The organism is Microvirga sp. 2MCAF38 (genome assembly GCF_052115485.1).
In the GTDB taxonomy this organism is placed as follows: domain Bacteria; phylum Pseudomonadota; class Alphaproteobacteria; order Rhizobiales; family Beijerinckiaceae; genus Microvirga.
Window position 1 is genome coordinate 465,360 of record NZ_JBFRGU010000004.1, and the last position, 23,995, is coordinate 489,354.

The 23,995-nt window shown below is 56.3% G+C and carries 17 protein-coding genes and 2 tRNA genes; 10 read left to right on the forward strand and 9 right to left on the reverse strand.

Annotated elements, in window-relative coordinates:
- Nucleotides 1–48: 48 nt before the first annotated feature.
- Nucleotides 49–852 (forward strand): 5-deoxy-glucuronate isomerase, encoded by an 804-nt coding sequence (gene iolB / locus AB4072_RS11065; protein WP_441967978.1) that lies wholly within the window; start codon nt 49–51, stop codon nt 850–852.
- Between the two features lie 14 nt (nt 853–866).
- Here the strand turns inward: iolB and AB4072_RS11070 are convergent, their stop codons facing one another.
- From AB4072_RS11070 to AB4072_RS11090, 5 genes are all read right to left on the reverse strand, one after another.
- Nucleotides 867–1,979: a branched-chain amino acid ABC transporter permease gene (locus AB4072_RS11070; protein WP_441967979.1), complete on the reverse strand. Its 1,113-nt coding sequence runs from the start codon at nt 1,977–1,979 to the stop codon at nt 867–869.
- Entirely contained in the window at nt 1,976–3,001 is a 1,026-nt protein-coding gene (locus AB4072_RS11075; RefSeq protein ID WP_441967980.1) for a branched-chain amino acid ABC transporter permease, read from the reverse strand. Before AB4072_RS11075 ends, AB4072_RS11070 begins: the two co-directional genes overlap by 4 nt.
- Complete coding sequence (locus tag AB4072_RS11080) at nt 2,998–3,723, reverse strand: branched-chain amino acid ABC transporter ATP-binding protein (protein ID WP_441967981.1); 726 nt, start codon at nt 3,721–3,723, stop codon at nt 2,998–3,000. Before AB4072_RS11080 ends, AB4072_RS11075 begins: the two co-directional genes overlap by 4 nt.
- Nucleotides 3,716–4,495: an ABC transporter ATP-binding protein gene (locus AB4072_RS11085; RefSeq protein ID WP_441967982.1), complete on the reverse strand. Its 780-nt coding sequence runs from the start codon at nt 4,493–4,495 to the stop codon at nt 3,716–3,718. The genes AB4072_RS11080 and AB4072_RS11085 overlap by 8 nt, the downstream gene beginning before the upstream one ends.
- 243 nt (nt 4,496–4,738) lie before the next feature.
- On the reverse strand, nt 4,739–5,929 hold the full coding sequence (locus AB4072_RS11090; RefSeq protein WP_441967983.1) for a substrate-binding domain-containing protein: 1,191 nt from the start codon (nt 5,927–5,929) through the stop codon (nt 4,739–4,741).
- Nucleotides 5,930–6,181: 252 nt separating this feature from the next.
- On the opposite strand from AB4072_RS11090, the gene AB4072_RS11095 reads away from it, so the two are divergent.
- Nucleotides 6,182–6,258, forward strand: a tRNA-Arg gene (locus AB4072_RS11095).
- A gap of 357 nt (nt 6,259–6,615) precedes the next feature.
- A complete protein-coding gene (locus AB4072_RS11100; protein ID WP_441967984.1) occupies nt 6,616–7,074 on the forward strand; it encodes a hypothetical protein in 459 nt (152 codons plus the stop codon).
- Nucleotides 7,075–7,152: 78 nt separating this feature from the next.
- Here the strand turns inward: AB4072_RS11100 and AB4072_RS11105 are convergent, their stop codons facing one another.
- On the reverse strand, nt 7,153–8,964 hold the full coding sequence (locus AB4072_RS11105) for a DUF4209 domain-containing protein (protein WP_441967985.1): 1,812 nt from the start codon (nt 8,962–8,964) through the stop codon (nt 7,153–7,155).
- Between the two features lie 107 nt (nt 8,965–9,071).
- Here AB4072_RS11105 and AB4072_RS11110 point away from each other — a divergent pair, with 107 nt between their 5' ends.
- Together AB4072_RS11110 and AB4072_RS11115 are read left to right on the forward strand one after the other, a co-directional pair.
- The gene (locus AB4072_RS11110; protein ID WP_441967986.1) at nt 9,072–13,223 is read left to right on the forward strand and encodes a HigA family addiction module antitoxin; all 4,152 of its coding nucleotides are present in this window, start codon (nt 9,072–9,074) and stop codon (nt 13,221–13,223) included.
- A gap of 323 nt (nt 13,224–13,546) precedes the next feature.
- Complete coding sequence (locus AB4072_RS11115; protein WP_441967987.1) at nt 13,547–14,611, forward strand: hypothetical protein; 1,065 nt, start codon at nt 13,547–13,549, stop codon at nt 14,609–14,611.
- Between the two features lie 15 nt (nt 14,612–14,626).
- Here AB4072_RS11115 and AB4072_RS11120 read toward each other — a convergent pair whose 3' ends face one another.
- Nucleotides 14,627–14,923, reverse strand: coding sequence for a helix-turn-helix domain-containing protein (locus AB4072_RS11120; protein WP_441967988.1), 297 nt, complete (start codon nt 14,921–14,923; stop codon nt 14,627–14,629).
- Nucleotides 14,924–15,044: 121 nt separating this feature from the next.
- Between AB4072_RS11120 and AB4072_RS11125 the strand changes: the two genes are divergently transcribed.
- The 3 genes from AB4072_RS11125 to AB4072_RS11135 all read left to right on the forward strand — a co-directional run bounded on the left by AB4072_RS11125 (nt 15,045) and on the right by AB4072_RS11135 (nt 18,746).
- A complete protein-coding gene (locus tag AB4072_RS11125) occupies nt 15,045–17,621 on the forward strand; it encodes an FG-GAP-like repeat-containing protein (protein WP_441967989.1) in 2,577 nt (858 codons plus the stop codon).
- Between the two features lie 12 nt (nt 17,622–17,633).
- Nucleotides 17,634–17,993, forward strand: coding sequence for a hypothetical protein (locus AB4072_RS11130; RefSeq protein ID WP_441967990.1), 360 nt, complete (start codon nt 17,634–17,636; stop codon nt 17,991–17,993).
- A gap of 150 nt (nt 17,994–18,143) precedes the next feature.
- On the forward strand, nt 18,144–18,746 hold the full coding sequence (locus AB4072_RS11135; protein WP_441967991.1) for a recombinase family protein: 603 nt from the start codon (nt 18,144–18,146) through the stop codon (nt 18,744–18,746).
- Between the two features lie 901 nt (nt 18,747–19,647).
- Here AB4072_RS11135 and AB4072_RS11140 read toward each other — a convergent pair.
- On the reverse strand, nt 19,648–21,189 hold the full coding sequence (locus AB4072_RS11140; protein ID WP_441967992.1) for a hypothetical protein: 1,542 nt from the start codon (nt 21,187–21,189) through the stop codon (nt 19,648–19,650).
- Between the two features lie 64 nt (nt 21,190–21,253).
- Here AB4072_RS11140 and AB4072_RS11145 point away from each other — a divergent pair.
- A tRNA-Arg gene (locus tag AB4072_RS11145) sits at nt 21,254–21,327 on the forward strand.
- A 134-nt stretch (nt 21,328–21,461) separates the two neighbouring features.
- Nucleotides 21,462–21,692 carry a hypothetical protein gene (locus tag AB4072_RS11150; RefSeq protein ID WP_441967993.1) on the forward strand — a complete coding sequence of 77 codons (231 nt, stop codon included), beginning with the start codon at nt 21,462–21,464 and terminating at the stop codon, nt 21,690–21,692.
- A gap of 303 nt (nt 21,693–21,995) precedes the next feature.
- Here the strand turns inward: AB4072_RS11150 and AB4072_RS11155 are convergent, their stop codons facing one another.
- Nucleotides 21,996–23,981 (reverse strand): calcium-binding protein, encoded by a 1,986-nt coding sequence (locus tag AB4072_RS11155; RefSeq protein WP_441967994.1) that lies wholly within the window; start codon nt 23,979–23,981, stop codon nt 21,996–21,998.
- Between the last annotated feature and the right edge of the window lie 14 nt (nt 23,982–23,995).

Consider the following 23,995-nt stretch of genomic DNA (forward strand, 5'->3'; position numbering starts at 1 on the left):
GCCCCTCCCCACAAGGGGGAGGGGAATAAGATGCAAGAGGACTTTCAGATGTCGAACCTCCTGGTCAAACCCTCGAAGCCGGATGCGAATGGGCGCATCCATTCCGTCACCCCGGCTTCCGCCGGATGGACCTATGTCGGCTTCGAGGTCTACCGCCTGAAGGCCGGGCAGAATGTGAAGCAGGCGACGGAAGATCGGGAGGCATGCCTCGTCATGCTCTCGGGCAAGGCGCGGGTTGCTTCCGGGGCTAAGGATTTCGGCGTGATCGGCGGACGTTCATCGCCCTTCGAGCCGGATCCGTGGTCGTTCTACGTGCCTGCCAAGTCCGATTGGGCGTTGACCGCCGAGACCGATTGCGAAGTCGCGCTCTGCACCGCGCCGGGCACAGGTAAATTGCCTGCGCGCGTCATCCGCCCCGACCAGGTCGGCCAGGAAACGCGCGGGAAAGGCACGAACACGCGCCATGTCCGCAACATCCTGCCCGAGACGGAGCCCGCGGAAAGCCTCCTCGTCGTGGAGGTCATCACGCCATCGGGCCACTGGTCGAGCTATCCGCCCCATAAACACGACCGCGATGCGTTGCCGAACGAGTCGTTCCTCGAAGAGACGTACTATCACCGCCTCAACCCGCCGCAGGGCTATGCATTGCAGCGGGTTTATACGGATGATCGCTCCCTCGACGAAACGCTCGCCGCGTCAGACGGCGACGTTGTTCTCGTGCCGAAGGGCTACCACCCGGTCGGCGCGCCGCACGGCTACGAGCTATACTATCTCAACGTCATGGCCGGGCCGAAGCGTGTCTGGAAATTCTACAACGATCCGGATCACGAGTGGATGCTGAAGCAGGTGTGATCCGGCGCTGATCTTTACGAAGACTTCCTCAGGCGGCCGACGATACCGCCTGGGAACGCATAGACGCTGGCGACGAAGAGAATGCCGAGCCAGAGCAGCCAGCGATCGGGATGGGTGAGGCTGGCGAGCAGTGGAATTGATGTCAGCGACGTGCTGAGCGAGGCCATCAGCACCTGCAGATAGCTTTGTGCGAGCACGAAGAGCGTCGCGCCGATCACCGCGCCATACATGGTGCCCATGCCGCCGATGACGACCATCAGCAAGACGTCGATCATAATCGAGAACGAAAGGGTCGTATCCGGCCCGTTATAGCGCAGCCACAATGCCAGCAGAGCGCCCGCGACCGTCGCGGCCAACGCGGAAATGACAGAGGCCGCGATGCGGTAGGCCACCACGCGATAGCCCAAGGCCTCGGCGCGGAACTCGTTTTCCCGGATCGCTTGCAACACGCGCCCGAACGGCGAGTTCACGATGCGCAGCAGCAGCAGGAACATGCCGAGCGCCACGAAGAGCACCAGATAATAGGCGAGTAGTCGCCCGTTGATCGCGGTACCGAAAAGCGTGGTGATGCGATAGGCCGGGCGAAGCTCCGGCGGCAACTGGAAGGACATACCATCTTCACCGCCCGTGATGCCCGACAATTGCGAGGCGAGCACAAGCATCGCGGAGGCGACCGCCAGCGTGATCATGGAAAAGAAGATCGCACGCACGCGCAAGGACACCAGACCGATGACGAAAGCGAGCGCGGCCGAGAGCAAAAGCGCCAAGCCCAGCCCGATGAAGACCGAACTCCACGTCGTGCCGAGGCGATTCAAAGCGATGGCGACGCCGTAACCGCCGATGCCGAAGAACATCGTGTGAGCAAACGACACGATGCCCGTATAGCCGAGCAGAAGATCATAACTTGCCGCGAGCAGGATGAAGATGCAGATCTTCGCGGCGGTGCCGATGGGCTGGCTGCCGGGCAAGGCGAACGGCGTCGCGATCAGCCCGAGAAGAATCACGATCAGCAGCAGCGAGAGCGCCTTCGAGCGTGGCGTATCGGCGGAAAGGATCGCGCGCAGAAAGCCACTTTGCGTCGGGACGCGGGTGGATGTCGGCAAAGGAGAAAGCGCTGCGTCCGTCATTGGCGCGTCACCGGAAAGAGTCCTTGCGGACGCCAGACGAGAACCAGCGCCATGACAAGGATGTTGGAGACAAGGGCGAGTTTCGGCGCGAGAAAGCCGACATAATTGGCAACCAGCGCCACGAGCAACGAACCGACGAAACAGCCGCCGATAGAGCCTAACCCTCCGACGATGATGACGATGAAGACGAGCACCATCACTTCCATGCCCATCCCCGCCGTCAGCGTCTGACGGTAAAACGCCCACATCACACCACCGAGCCCCGCAAGCGCCGAGCCGACGACAAAGACGCCGACGAAAAGACGGCGGATGTGATAGCCGAGCGATTCGACCATCTCCGGGTTCTCGACGCCCGCGCGGATCAGAAGCCCGATGCGCGTGCGGTTGAGAACCAGATACATGATGCCGAAGACGATCAATCCGATGGCGATGGCGAAGACGCGATACCGCTCGACCGCCACGTCGCCGAAGACGAAGGCTCCGCGCAACGTCTCAGGCAGCGCGATGGTGATGGGCGAGGCACCCCAGATCGCATGAATCGCCTGTTCCGCGACGATGAGCCCGCCGACTGTGACAAGAATCTGCTTCAGATGGCTGCCATACACGGGTCGCACGATAATCCGCTCAAAGAGCGCGCCGATCACTCCGGTGGTCAGCATCGCGACGAGAATGCACAGGCCCAGCAATCCGAGATTCAGAGCGACCGAATCCGCTTGCGCCCAACCGGCAAGCGGGCCGAGCACGATGAGTGTGGCGTAAGCGCCCAGAGAGATGAAGACGCCGTGGCCGAAATTGATCACGTCCATCAGGCCGAAGACGAGCGTCATGCCCGAGGCCATGAGAAAAATCATCATGCCCATGGCAAGACCCGCCACCGTCAGGGTGACCCAGGACGAGAGATTTCCGAAAAGCGGCGCGGAGAGAACGATCAGCGCGGGAACCAGAAGAAGCGGCACCCAGTCGCGCGGGGTGCGCGGCAGATCGGGAAGGGCATTGTCGGTGTTGGTGACTTGCGATGTCATTGATGCGCATCCATGCTCAACCCCAGCAGGCTCTGCTGAAGGGTGCTGTCCGCCACGAGTTCGCTCATGGCGCCTCGATGCACGACCTTGCCGTCATCCACGACGACGACGCTGTCGCCCAAAACGGAAGCCGCGTGGAAATTCTGCTCGACGAGAAGGATGGTTTCACCCGCCGCCTTCAGCGCCTTGAAGGCCTCGATCATGCTGCGGACCATCACCGGCGCGAGGCCCTTGGTCGGCTCGTCGATGAGAAGCAGGCGGCGCGGTTCGATAATCGCGCGGCTGATGGCGAGCATCTGCTTCTGCCCACCCGAGAGATTGCCCGCCGGAAGCGCCCAGAACCGCTTGATCGCCGGAAAGAGACTCAAGATCCAATCGAGCCTGTCCTTGTCGATCTCGCCGCTGCGGGCCGCGAGAACGAGATTCTCCTGCACGGTGAGCCCCGCGAAGATGCCCATGGATTCCGGCACATAGGCGATACCGGAGCGCGAGATGTCCGGGGTCGCAGACTTCGTGATCTCACTGCCTTCGAACAGGATTCTGCCCGACGAGGCCTGCCAGAGACCCATGATGGTCCGCAGCGTCGTGGACTTGCCCGCGCCGTTGCGGCCGAGCAGCATCGTCAATTCGCCCTTCGGCACTTCGAACGAAACGCCGTGGAGAATGTGGTAGGGCCCGATATGCGTCTGCACGCCATCGAGAACGAGGGTCGCATCAGCCATGAGCAGCCTCCACGCCGAGATAGGCTTCCTGCACGATGGGGGATGCGATCACGGTCGCGGGCTCGCCATCGGCGACAAGAGTGCCGTTATGCAAGACGATGATGCGATCGGCCAGCGAACGCACCACATCCATTTTGTGCTCCACGAGCAGAATGGTGCGGTCGCCGCGATTTTTGATTTCCTGGATCAATTCGAGCACGGTCGGAACCTCGTCGACGCTCATGCCCGCTGTCGGCTCATCGAACATGTAGACCTTGGGGTCGAGCGCCATGAGCAAGGCCACTTCGAGCTTGCGCTGATCGCCATGAGACAGGGCTTTTGGCGAGAGATGCCGCTTGTCGGCGAGATGCACCGTCTCCAGAACGGATTCCGCCTTCTCGATGAGATCGCCGCGCGTGTCCCAGGTGCGAAACAGCGACCAGCCTGCGCCCGCGCGGCTCTGAATGGCGAGGCGCACATTTTCCAAAGCTGTCAGTTGCGGAAACAGATTCGTGAGCTGAAACGCGCGCCCGAGACCGCGATGCGTGCGGGTGGAAGCGGGCAGGCGCGTGACATCGTGACCATCCACGAGAACGGAGCCCGCGCTCGCCTTCAACTGACCGGAGATCAGATTGAAGTAGGTGGTCTTGCCGGCCCCGTTCGGCCCAACGATGGCGGTGAGCGTGCCGGGGGTGAAGGCGCATGAAACGTCGTTGACGGCCACATGGCCGCCGAAGCGAATCGTAAGCCCGCGCGTTTCCAGCGCGGGCGTCGATGGCGATGAAGAAGCCATGAGCTTCCCTTGTTCTATCGTTTGATCATATCTCGTTGAGACATGATCAAACGCCAAGTTTTTATTTTCGCATGACCCGGGCGAACAACCGGCTTCCACTTGTTCTGATCATGCTTTAGGGCATCGTCCGGCGAAGCAGACACCGGTTCGGCGAAGAAAGTGCGACAAGGATAATAAGATAAAGCATCCGACCTGATCCTGTCAGATCGGATGCTCCAGCGGCTGTCCCGTCGCGGAGATGGATCAGCGCTTGTTGCGCACCGGAATCGGCAGCTTCTCGGCCGGAATGGTGGCGACGAGATCGAGCAGGTCGTTCTCGTCTTTGCCGTTCGCCTTGACCTTGAAGTGATACATCACTTGCAGCGCCTGGTGATCATCCTTGCGGAAGGTCATGGGACCCTTCGGCGTCTCGAAGGTCATGCCTTCCATGGCAGCGATCAGCTTTTCCGTGTCGGTGCCGCCCGCCTTTTCGACGGCGGTCAGTGCTGCGGAAGCCGCCGAGAAGCCGCCCGCCGTGAAGAAATCCGGTGGCGTGCCGTAGCGCTTCTTATGTTCGGCGACGAACCAATCGTTCATCGGGTTCTTCGGGAAATCGGCGTAGTAATAAACCGCGCCTTCCATGCCCGGATAGTTCTTGTAGAGCTTCATGACGGGCAGAATGTTGCCGCCCGGTGCGATCTCGATGCCATAACGCTCAGGCTTCAGATCGGCGATCTTCGGCAGAGGATGCGGACCGGCCCAGATGATCTCGATGATCTTGCGGCCCGGCTTGTCCTTCAACGCATCGAAGAGGCGCTGGGCGGAAGCGGTGAAATCCGTCGTGTTCTGCGGGGCGTATTCCTCGAAGGCAACCTTGGCGTTCGGGCGGATCGCGGCAAGCGCGCTCTTGAGAGCCGCCACGCCGTCCTTGCCGAAGGCATAGTCCTGCGCCAGCGTGGCGATGGTGACGTCGCCGGTCTCCGGCACGGCAGCCGCCGCTGCGTAGGCGTCCTGCGTGGAATTGCGGCCGGTGCGGAAGATGAAGCGGTTCCATTTATCGCCAGTGATGGCGTCCGCCACGGCGGGCTCGACGATGAGAACTTTGCCGCTCTCTTCCGCCACGGGAAGCATGGCGAGCGCCGCGGCCGACGAGGTCGTGCCGATGGCGATATCCACCTTATCGTCGTTATAGGCCTGTTCCAGCAGGGTCTTGGCGAGGTCAGCCTTCAGCTGATCGTCCTTGACGATGACGGAGACCTTGCGGCCCTGCCAGGTCATGGTGCCCTTGGTCAGATATTCGAGACCCAGCATGAACCCGGCCTCGGTCTGCTTGGCATAAGCCTCGAGCGGCCCCGTCTTGCCTGCGATCAGCGCAATCTTGAGATCGGCCGCCGAGGCGGTGCCAGCCGTAAGAAGGCCGGCGAGAGCGCCAGCCATGACGTATGGTAACCGCATTCTGATTTCCCCCAAAAGATGTGTAAATTTGTATCGCGGCATTGAGTCGGCGCGGACCCCGACTGTCAAGGGTTCAGCCGCCTTGAACTACCCCTACCTTGGTCAACAAACCGAGAGCTTCCGCTCTCCGGTCGCGGCCCCTGAAGACCTGTGCCGGGACGGCTTCATCACGAAAATTTCCGCAGCCTGGCGCTCCAAGGTTGCCCTTACGCCCTCAATCAGCTAGTGAATTTCATAGGCCGTGCGCCGAAAGCACCCGTAGCTCAGCTGGATAGAGCGTTGCCCTCCGAAGGCAAAGGTCACACGTTCGAATCGTGTCGGGTGCGCCAATTACCTCTTTAAAATCAATAATTTATATGGCGCGCTATAGATCGCGCGGGGGTGACTTTTTATCTGGTGTGCCAGAAGTGTGCCAAAGTCCAAGCGGCTCGGACTGTGAATAACAGAGGTTCGGGGGCGGAATTTTTACGGTTCAAGCTCGTGACCGCCTACCTCAGATGAGGATATAGAGTAGCGGCTACCAGTTAGAGTTCTGCTGCGCTCCTGTCTGTATCCACTCATCATCCCGCTATCGATCTCAGCCTCCTGCTCCATAAGATTGATACAAGGCGCGGGCTTTGTCTCAGTAATAATTGATGTACACCCGCTTCTTGTTTAATCACCAATTACTGAAGTAAGCAAAACCAATGAGCAGCACGAAGAGCTACTATCACCGCTCCAAGGTGTCGTTACAAATCGGTACAGTTCTGTGTGGGCGTGGATTGCCAAGAAACGTTGCTGAGATCGAAGATGCTTTCGAAACCCACCGTCCTACGCACTGTCTAAATCGGCGCTCAGCCGTCTTCATGTCAGACCATCGTGACATCGGTCTCCACGGTGTCGAAGGCGATTATGTCTACCAACTTGAACCGCTAGGTATGGTCGAGCAATATGATAATAGCTGGTATGGGATCGTACAAAAGGCTCATTTGAAAAAGAAATACTTTGGGACTCCACAAGAAAGAATGTTCAAAACTTATCCTGACTGGACTTCAGACCTATTAGCCCAGTGCGCTAAAGCGTATTGGGACTGTCTCGCATCTAGCAACCCGAACTGGGAATATTTGGTGCCCGAAGCTCAGGTCGTTGAACTCGTGCATCTGTGATTGGCGAGCCAGCGACTCCCTCCTCATCTTAGATGGCATCTCTGTGCCTTTCTAAGTGGTCTCAGGCCGATAGACTTATCAACCTTTGTTCTTGGATGCTCGTTTGCGCTCTGCGAACGCTGCCATTCCGCTCGTAGGCAGTGCCGCCAGCCGCAGAAGAACCCACCAGAGATAAAAGCCCATTTCTCCATTCAATGATCTCTCATCGAGCAAGCCGTGGGCAATAGAGTTGCGCAGATTTGGCCCGAGCCGCCCTGCCATCAGCGTGCGAAGCTCGTAAAGCATGTCCTCACCCAGAGCGTCTGGCAGCTTCTCATGGTCGAGAATCTTTCCAAGCAACCAGACATCTTCGACCCCGTTTGCATCGAAGCTCCGGGTCACGACGCCATTCTGCTCCAGGACGTGCCGGAGGCCGTTCTCGGCCTGTGGTATGAGGATATGAAGCGCCGTCGAGAAGTCGAATTGAAAACCCGCGACGATCCCCTTCACGAAGAGCGAGAGGCGATCTTCAGGGATGAAACCGCTGTCTTTGATGAGGGGTTCGATAGCCTCCTCATCTACTATGTGCTCATCCCGGATAACGCGTACGGCGGGTGCAAGCACAGCATGGACATGAAAGTGCCTGTGTAGGCGAGCTTGCTCGTCCATGAACCCTTCAATGGCCAATTCTTCCTGCTTAGAATCGCCAGTGCCAAGGGGCGGTCGCACAGCGATTTTACGCCCTGCCGCATCGAATATGTCAGCCTTGAACAGTGACTGGAGGGGATACTCCTTTATCCTTTCGAGACTGTCTTCTCGCAACTTGACTGGGTCAAGGAGTGAGAGTGCCATCGCGAATTGGAAGAATGCGTCGTCCAGAGTTAGACCCCGAAAGTGCTTCTGCACAAGCTCGACCTCGGTGCGAATGTCGATTTCACCCGTCGAGGCAGTCTTCATTTCCTGGAGCGTCTGTCGCCCCGCTTCGGCAAGATGCGCCTGAAGCTCTGGCACACGGGCGCGGAGGGATGCCCGCTCGCGAAACGCCTTGACAGCCTCCTGCCAGAAGTGGTGCGCGCTAATGAACGATCCAGCGGCCTCTAGCGCTTCTGCGTCCGCCACAAAGCTCTCAGCGCGAGAGCAAAGGGCTGCTTCTGCATCCTCTGACCGCCCGGCACGGCGAAGGAGGCGTGCTTGAATGGCAAAGTAACTTCGCGCTCGCTCGTTGTCTCCTGATGCTCGGGCCGCCTGTGCGATCTTGCCCGCGATCTCAGCAAGGCTCCCGAAGTTCCCGAACCGGAACTCCTCCAGAAGCTTCATAGCCTTGAGACTGAAATAAAGGGGGTCCCGACCATCATAATATAGAATACGAGCCTCTAAGTGGGCGAGCACTTGCTCCGGAAGCTCCCCTTTTGGCTCGATCTGGCGGGCCAGCCGTACGGCCCGCTCGTAACGCTCCATGGCAGGAACCCAATGCTCAGGGTCTTCCAGGCGGGTAGCTGAAGCCACGTAGGCGTTCACAGCGTCGCGAGCCGCAGAGATGTCCCGGCGGCGAAGCCAGAGCACATCGCATATACGTGCTCGATACTCGGGATCATCGATCACCCTGAGTGTCTCGGCCAACCCGTCGAGATGAGCCGACGTGAGGTCGTCCGGGATCATGCTGCGTTTACCGTCCATTACCAGCATCGCTTGGAAGGGCTCGGCAGGATCACCTGGGTGAAAGTGGAAGCGAAAGATTTGACTCAGGACATCCCATCCGGAGTTCGGCATCCCTGAGTGCCGCTCCTGAAATTCAGCGGCGTACGTGTGGCACTCCAGTTTCATTGCAGATGAGACAACCTTTGCGATGGCCTCACTGGTGGGCATTATGGGTGCAACATGGTTTTCACCCGAGTCGTTGATGGTGCTCATAAGTTACTCTAACTCAAATCGGCTTATTCTTGCTGTAATCTATGACTTTACAGCCATTCTGTAAAGTGTCACATTACGGCCAGTGATCTCTATCAAAGCCCGTTGCAATGTCAGCCAAATCAAGCGCAAAGAACAAAGTAGCAGCATCGAGAGCCGCCTCTCACATTCATCCAGGCCAATATGTCCGGGACACTATTCTAACTCCGAGGGCTATGTCCGTGACGGCTGCGGCAGACCTTGTTGGTGTCAGCCGACCGGCCTTCTCCAACTTCCTCAATGGCAAGGTTGCCACTACGCAGGAAATGGCATCGCGAATTGAGCGCGCCTTTAATTTGTCCGCCCAGACGATTTTAGACATGCAGGCTGCCTATGACGCAGCCCAAACTAAAGCCAAGGGAGCGCCAGCCAACACGAAGGCGTACGTTCCGCCATTCTTGACCATAAAAGCGAATGACATCGAGACATGGGCCTCGCAGAATATCTCTGCGCGTACGCGCCTTTCAGTCCTACTCCGTATCCTCGCCCATTCGACAGGGGTTGGATTGAAGAAAGTCGATTTTCCAGGAAACGACGATGCTCAGCGGCCTGGATGGGATGGCTTTGTCGAGGCCGCTGAAGGCACACCTTGGATTCCTGACGGCACTTCAGGTTGGGAGTTTGGCGTCAACGTAGATATCAAGGGCAAAGCGGACGGCGACTTCACAAAGAGCGTGAAGGCAACCAAGAAAGCCGACAGAGACAACACGACCTTCGTGTTTGTCACGCCACGACGATGGGCAGGAAAGAGTGCTTGGGTAGAGGAGATGAAGGCTAAGAGGCTCTGGAGGGACGTGCGGGCGTATGACGCCAGCGATCTGGAGCAATGGCTGGAGCAGTCACTGTCAGGCCAAGCGTGGTTCGCGAATGAGACAATGCGTCCATCTGAGGGAGTTCGCTCCCTCGATCAGTGCTGGTCCGACTGGGCAGGTGCAACCAATCCACCTCTCGTGGCGGACTTGTTCGACTCCGCAATCTCCGCTGCCAAGAGAACAGCAGTTTCGCGTCTGTCGAAGGAACCTGAAGGCCCAACGATCATCGGAGCGGATTCTGTCGAAGAAGCCCTGGCGTTTCTCTCCCAGTTGTTCAGCGATAGAGGCGGCGAGGAACTGGCACTTTACCGTGATCGTGTCCTTGTCTTTGACAAACCCGGCATTCTTCCCCGATTGGCACAGGGTGCTCAGAGCTTCATTCCTGTGGCTTTTACCCGTGATGTTGAGCGTGAATTGGCACCTCTTGCTCGTTCCGTTCACACCATCATCGTCTATCCGCGAAATGCAGCGCCTGACCCGCACATCGTACTTGAGCCCTTGAGTCACGAGGCATTCGGCTCAGCCTTAGAAGGTATGGGATTTAATCGTGACGATGTTGCTAGGTACAGCAACGCCTCTGGTCGTTCGCTCACGGTTCTTCGACGGCAACTCTCGACAACTCCGGCAGTTCGAAAGCCCGAATGGGCTGTAGATCATGCAACCGCCGGGAAGCTGATCCCATTCCTGTTGGCTGGCGCGTGGAATTCCCACAACGAAGCCGACCAAACCGTATTGACGCTACTAGCCGATGACGAGCCGTATGAGGCGCTGGAGAAGGAGTGCCAACGCCTAGCACAGATTAATGACGCTCCACTCTGGTCTGTTGGGACGTACCGGGGTGTAATCTCGAAGATTGACCTATTATTTGCCATTGCCGGATCAATCACAGTCCAGGATTTAACTCGATACTTCGCTACAGCGAAGATCGTTTTAGGCGAGGACGATCCAAGTTTGGACCTGCCTGAGAACACCCGGTGGGCAGCTTCGATTTATGGCAAGTCGCGTGAAATCTCTACGGCACTACGGGAGGGCATATCCGAAACTCTGGTATTGCTCGCCGTGCATGGCAATCATCTCTTTAAACCCCGTCTTGGGATAGATGCGGAGGCATTAGCAGCACGTTTCATCCGTGATCTCCTGACCCCACTGACATTGCGTACTCTTGAAGCGCACGACCGGGACCTTCCTACATATGCGGAGGTTGCTCCCGAGGAGTTTCTAGCAATTCTGGAACGCGACTTGAGAAGTGAGCAATCTGCTGCGGTCGGATTGATGCGCCCTGCCAATGCTGACACGGGGTTCTTTGGAGGCTGTCCTCGAACCGGTCTGCTCTGGGCGCTCGAAGGGCTGGCTTGGAATCCAGACACACTCCCGCGATCTGCTCTTATTCTGGCTCAACTCGCTCAGGTTGAGATCAACGATAACTGGGTCAATAAGCCAATCAACTCTTTGTTATCTATCTTCAGGGCCTGGATGCCACAGACAGCGGCCAGTCACGACGTGCGCCTTAACGTAATCAAACTTTTTACGGAAAAGCATCCTGCTGTTGCCTGGAAAATCTGTATTGAGCAGTTGAATACGGGTCACAGGGTGGGCCACTACAACCATAAGCCCCGTTGGCGTACAGATGGGTATGGCTTCGGCGAGCCTTTCACCACATGGGAGCCAAGCATAGCGTTCATGCGCGAGATGGCTACCATAGTGCTCAGTTGGAAAAATCATTCACGCGAGATGCTTTGTGATCTCATCCAACATCTGCACGATCTCTCGGAAGATTATCAAGCGAAGGTATGGGAGTTAATTCTAGCGTGGGCAAGCACTGGGGCCACCGATAAAGACAAGGCAATAGTGCGGGAGAGAATCCGCGTCACAGTCATGTCGAGGCGAGGTCTGAAACGATCCAAGGAAGCGAACTTTGCGAGACTGACTACAGCAGGTAAGTCCGCATATCAGGCGCTTGAGCCAACCGATCTTCTCGCCAAGCACGAATGGCTATTCCGAACACAATGGGTGGATGAGTCAGCAGACGAACTCCTCGATGAAAATATGGACTTTCGACTTCGTGAAGAGCGCATCAAGCAAAAGCGTATCGAGGCTCTTCAGGAGATCATGCAACAAAGGGGGCTGTCCGGTATTTTCGAAATCGCTGGTATGGGCGAGGCGTCGTCTACAATAGGGCGGCTTTTAGCAATAGATATCCTGCCCGAAGCAAAGATGCACGACCTCCTCCTAATGGCCCTACCATTAGCATCAACCGAAAAATCTGGCGGTGCAAAAGACCTGATCGCTGGAGCCTTGGGTTCCATCGCCGATGAGGCGGAACGTGTGAGTGTGTTGAAGTCAGTCAAAGAGCAAGTATCAGACCCAGATATGGTTCAGCTTCTGCTACTTGCACCCTTTTGCCGAAGCACATGGCAATTGGTTGATGACCTGGAGGAAACCTATCGACAGATATACTGGAATGAGGTTCCAGTAGGCTGGCCTCTCGAATCTGATGAGGAGAATAGTGAGGCCATTGAGCGTTTGCTTGTAGCACAACGACCTCGGGCCGCCTTCGCGTTCATTCGAAGGGGGCTGGAGGCCATTCCAAGTTCGACTCTGCTCCGGGTGCTCTCTGGGTGCTTGAAAGATGGCAAGGATAAACCGGGCCATTACCAGCTTGATCAATACCACATTGAAGAGGCTTTCACCCTCATCGACAAGGGCCCAGAACTCACATTGGAGCAGAAGGCCAGCCTCGAATTCTCTTTCATTGATGTTCTTTCACGACCGGGAAGTAGACGTGAAAGCTACGGTATTCCCAACCTTGAGAGATATATCGAAGCTCATCCTGAGTTCTTCGTGCAGGCGATTGTCTGGAGATATAGGCGACGGGACCATGACGACGATCCGCAGGAATGGAGAGTTGATCCAGAGAATGCTGAACATCTCGCAAATAAAGCCTACAAGTTGCTCGACGGCATTAAGCGCATCCCTGGTCATAATGATCTCGGTGAACTCGACTCTGCCTTGCTGGCGAAATGGGTAAAGTCTGTCAGAGATGCTTGTTCAGAGCTTAGTCGATCAGAAATTGGGGACGTTTGTCTCGGCAAGCTCTTCTCGTGCGCCCCTGTAGGTCAGGACGGCATATGGCCATGCGAGCCGGTACGAGATGTCATGGAAGACATTCAATCGGAAAGTATTTCAGAAGGCGCATACACTGGGTTGTATAACGCACGCGGAGCGCACTGGCGCGGCGAAGGCGGGGATCAGGAGCGGAAGTTGGCTAGAAAATACCGGGATTGGGCTAACGCCTTGCATTACTCCCATCCATTTGTGGCCTCCACAGTGCTGACCAGTCTCGCGCAGACCTATGAGGGCCAAGCGAGCCGAGAAGACGCGGAGGCTGGTATCAGAAGACGCCTCCGCTAATTGCCCAGAAGGACCCTATATCCTTAGAGTGCATTCCGAACTTAACGTAACAGAGGATTACTAAGAGCCCTAATAGGTCGCCCAAATAATTTAGGTGATACGCGCTCTATATAAACATTGGCCTGATAAGGGTTCATAGATATTTTTGAAGAAGGCTAGACTTCTGAGCCGAGGACGGAAGCCCGTGCTCGGCTCGAAAATTATTTGACAGATTCCAATTCCGTGAGATCGTCGGTCAGTCTGCAACTGTATCGGAGATACTCTTGCTTCCAGGGCTGCGTCGCATTTCTCCATCTCGGCAGAGGCCGGTAGACGGATGGATTTTGGACAAGATCGTTGCCTGCGACGAGGCATTTCCAGGCACTCTTCGCCGCTACATCACAGCTTCACCTCTGCGTGCGCAAGTCATCGCCCTGGCTCTCAACGAACTTAATTTGGAGCGTCCTGATCTGCTTGCAGCGCGTCTTCGCCCTCTTAACAACACGCCGGATTTGGCTTTTACCGATCCTCTGGCTCTGATTGCCTATACTATTTTGCACCGTCGGGTTCGGGATATCGTCCGCAGCTTGTACCCGGAAGCTCAAGGGCTGACGGGAGTTCTCGGGAAGATCGGCGGCGAACCTTTATCCGAGGAGAACTACCGTCTCATTGTCGAGCTTCATAGGCAACCTCAACACCGCATGCGGCTTTCTCCTCTACGACACATGCGGCGTATTCCTCCGCGAATTTTCGCAATCCTGATGGCTCTTGAACCACCGTATTTGTCAGTGAAGTTGGTGGAATGCTTCGCTTCAGTACATCAAGTGAAAGACTTTCAGCGCTCTGTCGAGTTGATCAAGCGAGTCGTACCAGAGGTCAGTGATGAAGTTCTTGCCACTTCCCTTGAAGATATGGCGGGAGGCAACCTCGGAGAATGGGTACGCGGCTGGCTTGACCGCGCATCCTACCTCTGGATTGATCCGCCATCATTGTGCGATTCTGATTTTGTTGTAATCGCAGATGCCGCCTCTATGCGAGAGACAGGTCGCCGCTTCAGCAACTGCCTAGAGACCAAAGTTGCTTTGGTGGCTCTCGGAAGGAGGCTGTTCCTGGAGTACATTCCGGACCCATGCCTCGTTGAGCTTGAGAAGCTCGACCAAGGCTGGGCATTCCGTGCGGTTCACGGTCGCTCAAATTTTCCAGTCGATCCGGTCATTACGCGGGCCGTCATCAAAAAGCTGAGTGCGGCGGGCGTTCGAATTCCAGGCCGCCTCTCGGACGGCTCTCATTTTAATCGGGTTGCCCAATTGATTGGGGTTTTTGATTTTGACCAAGACGACTTCGGCCTTCTCGATGAAGCTGAGGAATTGGCAGATAAACTTGCTTTTGATGTAGCTCGCGCTGCGTAAGTCGAGCCTCACCCGTTAGCCTGCACTCTCTTCTTTCCTAGCTCTCGGCCCTCGGCGCTTGCTCGCCCGCTTCTTTGCCAAGGCACTATCACCCGACTGGGAAGGGAAATCCTGGAGGAGGTCGGTAATTTTGACCCCGAGCGCTAGAGAAATATGCCAGAGACTGAGGATTGTCGGATTCCGGGTTCCCGCTTCAAGAGCACTGACGTGAGCCCGGTCTACACCGATCCGATCCGCGACCTCTTGCTGGGTCAGGTTAGCTTGCAGGCGCAGTAGCCTAACGTTTTCACCGAGTTTCCGCCGTACATCCATGTCCGGATGTGACGGGCTCGTGCGTTTTATTGCGACGCCATATATTGCACGTTATAAGGTGCTATATGTGGCACAAAGCCGAGCCCTAGCAGAATAAAAGGGCGACATCTCTGGAGGGGCAATGATCACGAAGTCTCCTGGCGTAACCCCGGTCGGCCTCTTCCGTTTCACCACGCTCGCGGGTGACCAGATCAACAATGGGTACCATTTCGGCGATCTCGATGGAGATGGCCGCTTGGACATGGTGATCGGCGGATGGGCTTATGGCAGCGACCCGACCGGTCCGAACAACGCCGCCACCCGGCTTTTGGTGCTAAAGCAGGACGCATCGGGTGGTTTCACGGAGTTTAGCGGCCTTTCCGGCACTGTGATTGCCGGGACATGGCAACCGCTCATTGCCGACTTCAATGGGGATGGGAAAGGCGACATCGGTGTTGCCGGTTTCACCGACTTTCCAGTGACTCCGGCTCGCTCGACCTTCCTCATTTCTGGTGCGTCCGGCTATACGCGCGTGGACTATGATGACCGCATCGCTGCCCATGGCGCGAACCTTGCCGACATCAACGGCGATGGCCTTATGGATGTCGTTACGGCAACCTATAGCGCGATTGATGCAGCAACTGGCTCATCTCGCACCTCGGACCAGTACTTCCTTGGCCAGAACGGCGCAAATCCTGTTGCTGTCTGGAATACCCCTGACGCAAACCCGGTTAATCGCTCGCCCGGAGGATCAGCGGTAGCGGCTGGTGACCTCGACAACGATGGCTATGTAGACTTCGTAATCGGAGACGCCATCGATACCTCCATCCCTCTCTTTGACGAGCATGGATATTTCCAGCGTGCCGACATCCTCGTAATGAAGGGCGACGGGACGGGGATGGTGAACGGCACAAAGGTCGCCAAGATCACCCCGTACTTCGAGACCCATCACGATGGTCTCTCGCCCATCGATTTCGGCACTGGTGAGTTGTTCCAAGAGACCTATAGTCACGATGTCCGCGCCATGATTGCGGACTTAGATGGGGATGGCCTGAACGACATCCTGACACTGAGCACAAACTACTCACTCGGCGAGAACGCCTCCTCCATCCGCATTTACCAGAACAAGGGCAGCTTCAACTTCGTCGATATCACCGATACTTGGCTGCCCGAATACAATTCTAACTGGACAGCCGACTACAGCCTTCAGGTTCGGGATTTCGACGGCAATGGTACGATTGACCTCGCTATTGCCGCAGAAGGGTTAAACACCGGCCACGGCAATGCGATCTTTCTCAACGATGGATCGGGACGCCTGCATCTTGCCGTACGCAACGAGTACCTGACCTGGGCGGACACATTTAAGAATGCCGCTGGAGTCTGGATCGACAATGTCCCGCGCTTCATCCCTTACGTGACTGCCAGCGGCACTGTGAATTTCCAGGTTCTGCGCGATAACGTCTTCCTTTCGGACGGAACCCGGTCGAGCGTCTATGGTACGCTGAACACGAACATCAACTTCAATAGCGATTTTACCACGGCCATTACAGCGAACGGGACGGCTGGGGCCGACCGCCTTACTGGATGGGCAGGGAACGACACCTTCATGGGCCTCGCCGGAGCGGACACCCTCAATGGTGGGTTAGGGAGCGACACTGCTTCATACGCCGGAGCCGTTGCGGGCGTGACCGCCAATCTTTCCAATTCGTCTGCCAACACTGGGGATGCGGCTGGTGACCAGTACATCAGTATCGAGAACCTGCTCGGTAGCTCGTTCGCTGACATTCTGGTTGGAGACGACGCCAATAACGTCCTGAATGGCGGGGCAGGCGACGACTACCTCGAAGGCGGACTCGGCGATGACACCTACTACGTCGATAGCGTTGGAGATCAGGTGGTTGAGACCGCGACCGTCGGAAACGCCGACACAGTGTACACGACCGTCGGCTATACGCTGCCTGCTTTTGTCGAGCGGCTCGTCGCACAGGGCTCGGATGCGATCAGCCTCATCGGCAACGACCTGAACAACACCATCACCGGTAATGCTGCGGCGAACTCACTGTACGGCCAAGCAGGAGACGATGTCCTCGACGGTGGGGCAGGCGCAGACTGGATGAATGGCGGGATCGGCAATGACACGTACTACGTGGACAATGCCGGGGATCGGGTGATCGAGACCTCTACCGGCGGCGCTGCCGACACCATTTACAGCAGCGTCAGCTTGACCTTGGCGTCTTACGTCGAACGCCTCTATGGCTCCGGAGCCGGTGCAATCACGCTCAACGGCAACAGCCTTAACAACGTGATCTCCGGAAACGCTGGGGCTAACCGCATCAGCGGTGGCTCCGGGAATGACACGATCAATGGCGGGCTCGCTAACGACCGTCTGACCGGGGGATTGGGCTCGGACAAGTTCGTATTCAGCACGGCGCTGAACAAATACTCGAATGTGGATACGATCACCGACTTCAGTGTGAAGTACGATACGATTTACCTGGAGAATGCCATCTTCACCAAGGTCGGCTCAAACGGCACCTTGAAGTCCGGCTACTTCTGGGCTGGCACCAAAGCTCACGACTCTAGCGACCGCATCATCTACGACCCGAGGAGTGGTGCTCTCTACTACGATCCAGACGGCACGGGTCGGACCGCACAAACTAAGTTTGCCCAACTCGCCAAGGGCCTCCTGATGACCTACAAGGATTTCTTGATCATTTAAGGAGTTATAGCTTTGGCAGTTGATGAAGAGCGGATGCGCGTCATCATTGTACGCTGTCGCGAGACAAAGAGCCTCCTTGGAATTTTCTGGGGTGAGTCGAGAGCCCTTGGGAACACTCTAGCTTCCACTTATGGCGACCTCCCAATTGAATACCGGGACTATCAGTGGGTGGGCGGAATCGTGTGGGAGAGTGGCCCGAAGCTACCCTTGCGGATGCAGAACTACAGGCATGACCTCGATAAGTACGAGGTCAACCTCGGTCCCGAGATCGATCTCGAATTGGCTCAGCAATGGACTCAGGATACTCCCGATCACGATGTGCCATGGGAGCCATTCCTCTATCGTGAGGATGGCGACGGAAAGTTAGTTTGAAAACCATAGCCTAAGACCCATAGATCGGCTTAATCAGCAGTCCGACAAGTCTTCAGTTTCTGGATTGCTGATCGGGCGACGGAAACACAAACTGTTTGACGTGCAGAAAGTCCGTGCGAGAATTTCTCTGAACTACACGGGAGTTTTTGGATGATCGTTGGCCGGAAGTTCGGGTACTCGCGCGTTTCAACCTCTGACCAGGACTGGTCCCTTCAACTCGATGCCTTGATCAAAGTCGGGGTCGATGACCGGGACATCTATCGAGAGAAAGCGTCGGGGGCGAAGCGAGATCGGACCGAACTGCGTCGCATGATCGATCAGCTTCGCTCGGGGGATCAGGCGACGGTCTACCGCCTCGACCGGCTTGCCCGTTCTCAGCTTCACCTGCTCCAAATCGTTGAGGAGATCGAGGCCAGGGGAGCAAAGTTAGTTTCGATCATGGACAACATCGATACGAGCACTGCGACGGGGAAGATGGTCGTTGGTGTGCTGGCTGTCCTGGCTGAATTCGAGCGCAATCTTCTTCTCGAACGCAGTGCGGCAGGTCGAGCCATCGCCCGGCAGCGCCAAACTCGCTTTGGCCGACCACCCAAGATCACGGAAGCTCTGATCCGGCAGGTGATGCTCGCCCATGACGATCCAGCCACCACTGTCCCAGAGACCTGTCGGATTTTGGATATCAGCAAGTCTAGCTACTATGCCGCTCTTAGGGCAGGACAATGCGAAGCTATGGAACCGGCAGAAGCCGCATAATTGGGTCTAAACTAACTTTCCAAAGTTAGTTTAGACCCCTCGAATGGTCCAAGAGGCAGTCTTAAGCCCGTAATCCAGTGACCAGAAACTAAGTTTGGGGTTTAGAGGCTAATGCCTCTAAACCCGCTGATTGGCCCTCCATTGCTCTCAATCACTCGATCCTCTCGTGATTGCTCGCATTTCAGGCCATCAGCGATCTTGATTCAGACCTCTTTCTTCCATCACTGCCAAGATCGCTTCTCTTTTGTCCCCCTGTCCTGGACGGGTCAAAAATCATCCAGAACAAGGAGACGAATGAGATTGACCCTGCCTGAGTCTATATCTCCGCATTAGCCACGTAGCCGATTTTACTCAGCGCTGGCGGTTGCCCTGTACCAGCTTATAGCAGCCCATTCGTGACCGAACCCACCTAGTAGATGAAGCTTTGGGATTGTGCGGGAATGTGGCCTATCGCCCTTTTTCATTTCCGCGTCTTGTACTCCGGGTGGCTCGTAATGGCCCCAACGGTCGTCGATATGAAGATCGACCCTCATACGTCTCGACAATGCGGGGATCGGACGTATGTGGAGAGGCGTCAGATAGCTAAGGACGCACTTCTCCTCTTTTTAAGTGCCTTCTTGCAAAGCGGCCTTTCAGCCCTTTGCCGAGCAGCCGTTACTCATCTGCCATCATGGGCGATGATGTCCGTCTCGGTCGGTCACTCTCCTCGCGTCTGGTCTGCGGCTTATGGCAATGCGCCATGCCTCGTATGTTGTCCCAGATAGCGGCTTCGGGGTGGAGTCGCCCCTGTAACTCCTGAGTGATATGAAGGAGAAGCTACTTCGAAAGCGCATCTCCTTTATATTTATCTTCTCATAGAGCCATCGCAAAAAGCAATTTTCTTGACCTTTGCCCCAAGGGCTTATGTTGCCTTTGCCAGCGCCATCGTGCCGTCCGATCTAAGTTCCAGTTTGTGCGGACTTCCACTCGGTAGTGCTAATTCGCGCCCCAATCGGGGTGAGTTGATCCGAGGAACCAACGCATCGCGCAGGCTTTCTGCCTTGAGATGCTTATAGTGCTTCTCGATCATTTCAACCGATGTGCCGCAGTTCGTCGCGATGATGTCCGAGCTAATGCCTGCCTTGAGTAGATGTGTGATATACGTGTGGCGGCAAATATAGAGGGGCTCTGAACTAAGCTCCTGACCAAATTTAAGCCGTCTCATCACGCCTTTGAAGCTGTTGTTCATATCATTCACAACACCGCCCCCAAAACGAGGCCAGAGTGATGCCTCGCCTTCAATAGGAAAGCCAAACTCTGTAAGCATAGAGCGCAAAGATGCGATGACCTTAACCGACTCAGGAAGACAATTTACCACTCTTGGGCCTGTCTTACCGTTTCCGCAGGGGGTAATGACAATGATCTCTCGACCGTCTGAGAGGCGCGCTGTTTGAATGTTCTTCCACTTGAGGTCATTAACCTCAGTGCCCGGCCTCAGACCGGAAGCCAGCATCAATCTGACCCTATGAGCCATGAGCCTTCGCTCGTAATTCCGGCCTTTTCCCTGCTCTCCGCGTTTAGAAGCGCGGGCTTTCTCCTTTTCTTCCCAAGCATCAAACTCGCGATTCAGGATTGCTGTTTGCTCGTCCGTGAGGGCTGCGCGCTTCCAGTCGTTTTCCGCTTGCGCCTTTTTGTTTGATCGACGGCGAGGGAGGTGCCTGATTTCAGCGACCACCTCATCACTGACCCACTTCTCAATTTGATTGCTGCCCCATGTAAGAGCGCCCACAAAGTAAGTTTTCTCCCTTTGCAGTGTGCTGACGGTCGGCGGCTTCTCCTTCGTGGGGGCCGTAATCGTGGCAGTGCCCCTCTTATAGGTGCGGAACACTGGTGCTTCGATATGCTTAGATTTCCGCCATTCCTCCCACTGGTAGAAGGTTTGGCGGTTAAGTTGACCCAAGGAGATCGTGCGCCAAAAAGGAACTAAATTCCTCATAATGGCGGAAATCTCTGGTTTCACACTTTTATCGCCCAAAACCAGCTTTCGGTTCAGGCCCTCAAGATATGCTTCGAGCAAGTCGCTGACACTGGGACCGGAGATGTGGATCGGTGCGCCTTGTTGCACTCTGTGCAGAAGGTCCTTGTGCTGCCGTTGAGCAATATCCTTGGCAAGCCAATAACTATCTGTTCGTGTTGAGTTGCGAACCCTCTCCTTGGGCGAGAGGACATGATCTGCATAAATGAAACGTGACCTTGAGTTTTTGTACAAGGCGAGGCCGGGCTTAATTTGAAATCGCCCAGTCTGATGGAAGTGCATTTCTTCAACAGAGCGGCTTTTTGAGCTTTTGGCGCTGGTTCTGGGCATCAGGGCGGCAGGTTGATTAGGTGTGCCAGGAGTGTGCCATGTCGATTTTGGGGAGTGTTTATTGGTTAATTGAGGCTTCATAAAAAGGGGATTCAGCAAACATGTTGTTTCCCTTAGAAATTAAGAAGTTAAATCTAATGTTGTCTATAAATAAAATCCGACGGCATGCAAAGTAATACTCTATGTATTACGCTCCGAAGGCAAAGGTCACACGTTCGAATCGTGTCGGGTGCGCCATTTTTCTCAGGGTTTCAGCGCCTAGCTTGCCCCGCATGGAAGGGATCAGTGCCCCAGACCGCCCTAGAGGCGGTTGGCATTGAGTTCTTAAACGGCCGCAACCCTGGCGTCAGGCTCCACAAGGAATAACGGCGATGTGGCTCAAACCCCTTCTCGCGCTGGTGTTCATTGGTTGGGCCGCATTGTTTTTCACTTCGTCGGGATTGCTTGTCTCAAGCGATATTGTCCCGCCGCAGAAAGCAGTTGATCAGGCGCATCTGGCTTGCCGCTACTTCACAGGGCTTGGCGTGATCGAACGGGCCTTTTGGCATGATTTGAACGGCGTTATGGGACGGGCCGTATGTCCGCGCCTGGTACGTCTGTGAACGTTAGGGCAAAATACTAACTATTTGAAATTCAATAAAAATATGTAATACATACTTGTGCGGTGCGCCCCTTAAACGACTCGGTAGAATGATCGGGTGGCTAAAGGAGCGACGCTATGAAACCCGGGTATCTAAGGTACTGGCACAGTCCGACGCGAATTATGGTTCTGCTAGCTGAGAGCGAGCGGCAAAGAACCGCGCTCATCCCAGCCAAAACCGAGCAACAAATCGAGGCCCTTCAGCGCTTGTTGGACCGCGAAACGCGGCTCTCACGCGCACTTTACGGATAGACCGGAGTCCGGGTCAGATCACGAAGAAGTCCTTGGCGGTCATCTTCAGCTTCTTATCGAGCGTGGCGATCTTGACCTGCGCCGAAGAGCCCGTGCCGTCGGCATCGTAGTAGAGAATGCCCTTCTTGCTATCGTAGATGATCCGGTCGTCGGCATCGTGCGCCTTGGCACCCTTGTAGAAGTGCTTGCTCGCCATCTGCTTCGGCTTCGACAGCGTCCCGGCCGGTGAGACCTTGAAGTACTTGTTCTCCAGATAAATCGAGTCGTCATGGACGTTGAAGTCCGTGATCCGATCCGTATTGCCTTTCGTCTTCGGATTGGTGTCGAACACGAAGATGTCCTTGCCCAATCCGCCGGTGAGGGTATCAGCACCGAGACCGCCGTGGATGCGGTCGTCGCCCGCACCGCCGTTCAGCACGTCGTTGCCCTTGCCGCCAATCAGAATGTTGGCGCCGTCGTTGCCGGTTAATTCGTTGTTCTTGTCATCGCCTGTCAGGGTGATGGCGACCGCGCCGACACCCATGATGTTCTCGATGCCGACGAGACGCGAAACGTCGTAGCTCACGGCGAGATAGACGGTGTCGATACCGGAGCTGTCCACGATCTGGTCGTTGACATCGTCGATGTAGTAGACGTCGTTTCCTGCACCGCCGCGCATCACGTCGACCCCAGTGCTGCCGTCCAGCATGTCGTTGCCGTCGCCGCCGTCGAGAGTGTCGTTGCCGCTGCCGCCGTTCAGCAGGTCATTCCCTGCCTCGCCGCGGAGAAAGTCGCGCCCATCCGCTCCCCTCAGGTGATCATCGAAACGTGTCCCGATGAACTGATCGTCCGACGCCGTGCCGGAAACATTGGCAGCCTCAGTGCGCAAATCGACGATCTGAGCGCGGGCATCGGTGAAAGCTCCCGCAATGTTCGGGCGCTCGCCCCAAGAGGCGATGAGGCGACCATCGGGGAGAAGTGCGAGATCGGGCGTGCTGAAGACGCGTCCATCCGCCGTGAATGGTCCAACTTTCTCATCGCTGCCGATATGGGCGCCCGCACCGTCGAAGAGCGAGACGCGAATCTCTTCCAGACCAGCGCTTGTGCCATAGGCCCAATACGCAACGGCGAATCCGCCATTGGGCAATGCGATCAAGTCTGATTTCGATGGAAGTCCCGGTAACCCGACACCGATTGATATTTCGCTTCCCGACTTGGATCCGTCTGCGTTGAAGATTTGAGCTGTCACGGTGCTGCCGGACACTCCTCGGACCGTCCATGTCACCACGAAACGGCCGTCGGAGAGTGCGGCCACGGACGGCTCGGTCTTGTTCATTCCGGATGAAGGAACGAGGAACTCGAGCGAGTCCGGCGTGCCGTCGGCCTTCATGATGCGGCCGCGGATGGTGTTATAGGGATCGTCTGCGCTAGCGCTCCGATCCTCAAAGACAACCACATAGCGGCCATCCAACAGGCCTGCGGCGGCGGGCAGATCCTGGAGGCCGGTATCAGTGACGTTCACTGTGCTCTCGGGCGACGAATGCCCATCACGATCGAACGCGCGGGTCCGGATCTTGCCTGTCTCGTAGTCCGAAAATGTTACGGTGAAACCGCCATTGGCGAGAGCGGTCACGGACGGTGCGTCCCGGCGTCCCTCTGGAAGTGTATTGAGCGTGAATTCAGTGCCGATGGGTTGTCCGTCGGATCCGAAGAGACGCGCTTGGATCTTGGAGCCGACATTGACGAAATCGTCCCCATCGTACCAGGAGACGACGAATCGGTTGTCGGCCAGAACCGTCAGTGTCGGGCTGATGATGCTGCTGCCCGCATCGATGGTGAACTCGCCGCCCGTGCGGGTTCCGTCGGCATTGAACATCTGTCCCTTGATGGATTGCGATGTTCCGAGGTTATTGCTCCACACGGCAACGAAGGTGCCATTCCCGAGGGCGCTGACATAAACCTCGTTCTGAGCGCCTTCAGTTGACGTATTGACCAGAAAGTTCGATCCCCAAAGAGCCATCGCTGCACCTACGT

Coding starts and splice junctions, on each gene's coding strand:
- iolB (WP_441967978.1), top strand. CDS start 49: ATGTCGAACCTCCTGGTCAAACCCTCGAAGCCGGATGCGAATGGGCGC.
- AB4072_RS11070 (WP_441967979.1), bottom strand. CDS start 1,979: ATGACGGACGCAGCGCTTTCTCCTTTGCCGACATCCACCCGCGTCCCG.
- AB4072_RS11075 (WP_441967980.1), bottom strand. CDS start 3,001: ATGACATCGCAAGTCACCAACACCGACAATGCCCTTCCCGATCTGCCG.
- AB4072_RS11080 (WP_441967981.1), bottom strand. CDS start 3,723: ATGGCTGATGCGACCCTCGTTCTCGATGGCGTGCAGACGCATATCGGG.
- AB4072_RS11085 (WP_441967982.1), bottom strand. CDS start 4,495: ATGGCTTCTTCATCGCCATCGACGCCCGCGCTGGAAACGCGCGGGCTT.
- AB4072_RS11090 (WP_441967983.1), bottom strand. CDS start 5,929: ATGCGGTTACCATACGTCATGGCTGGCGCTCTCGCCGGCCTTCTTACG.
- AB4072_RS11100 (WP_441967984.1), top strand. CDS start 6,616: ATGAGCAGCACGAAGAGCTACTATCACCGCTCCAAGGTGTCGTTACAA.
- AB4072_RS11105 (WP_441967985.1), bottom strand. CDS start 8,964: ATGAGCACCATCAACGACTCGGGTGAAAACCATGTTGCACCCATAATG.
- AB4072_RS11110 (WP_441967986.1), top strand. CDS start 9,072: ATGTCAGCCAAATCAAGCGCAAAGAACAAAGTAGCAGCATCGAGAGCC.
- AB4072_RS11120 (WP_441967988.1), bottom strand. CDS start 14,923: ATGGATGTACGGCGGAAACTCGGTGAAAACGTTAGGCTACTGCGCCTG.
- AB4072_RS11125 (WP_441967989.1), top strand. CDS start 15,045: ATGATCACGAAGTCTCCTGGCGTAACCCCGGTCGGCCTCTTCCGTTTC.
- AB4072_RS11135 (WP_441967991.1), top strand. CDS start 18,144: ATGATCGTTGGCCGGAAGTTCGGGTACTCGCGCGTTTCAACCTCTGAC.
- AB4072_RS11150 (WP_441967993.1), top strand. CDS start 21,462: ATGTGGCTCAAACCCCTTCTCGCGCTGGTGTTCATTGGTTGGGCCGCA.
- AB4072_RS11155 (WP_441967994.1), bottom strand. CDS start 23,981: ATGGCTCTTTGGGGATCGAACTTTCTGGTCAATACGTCAACTGAAGGC.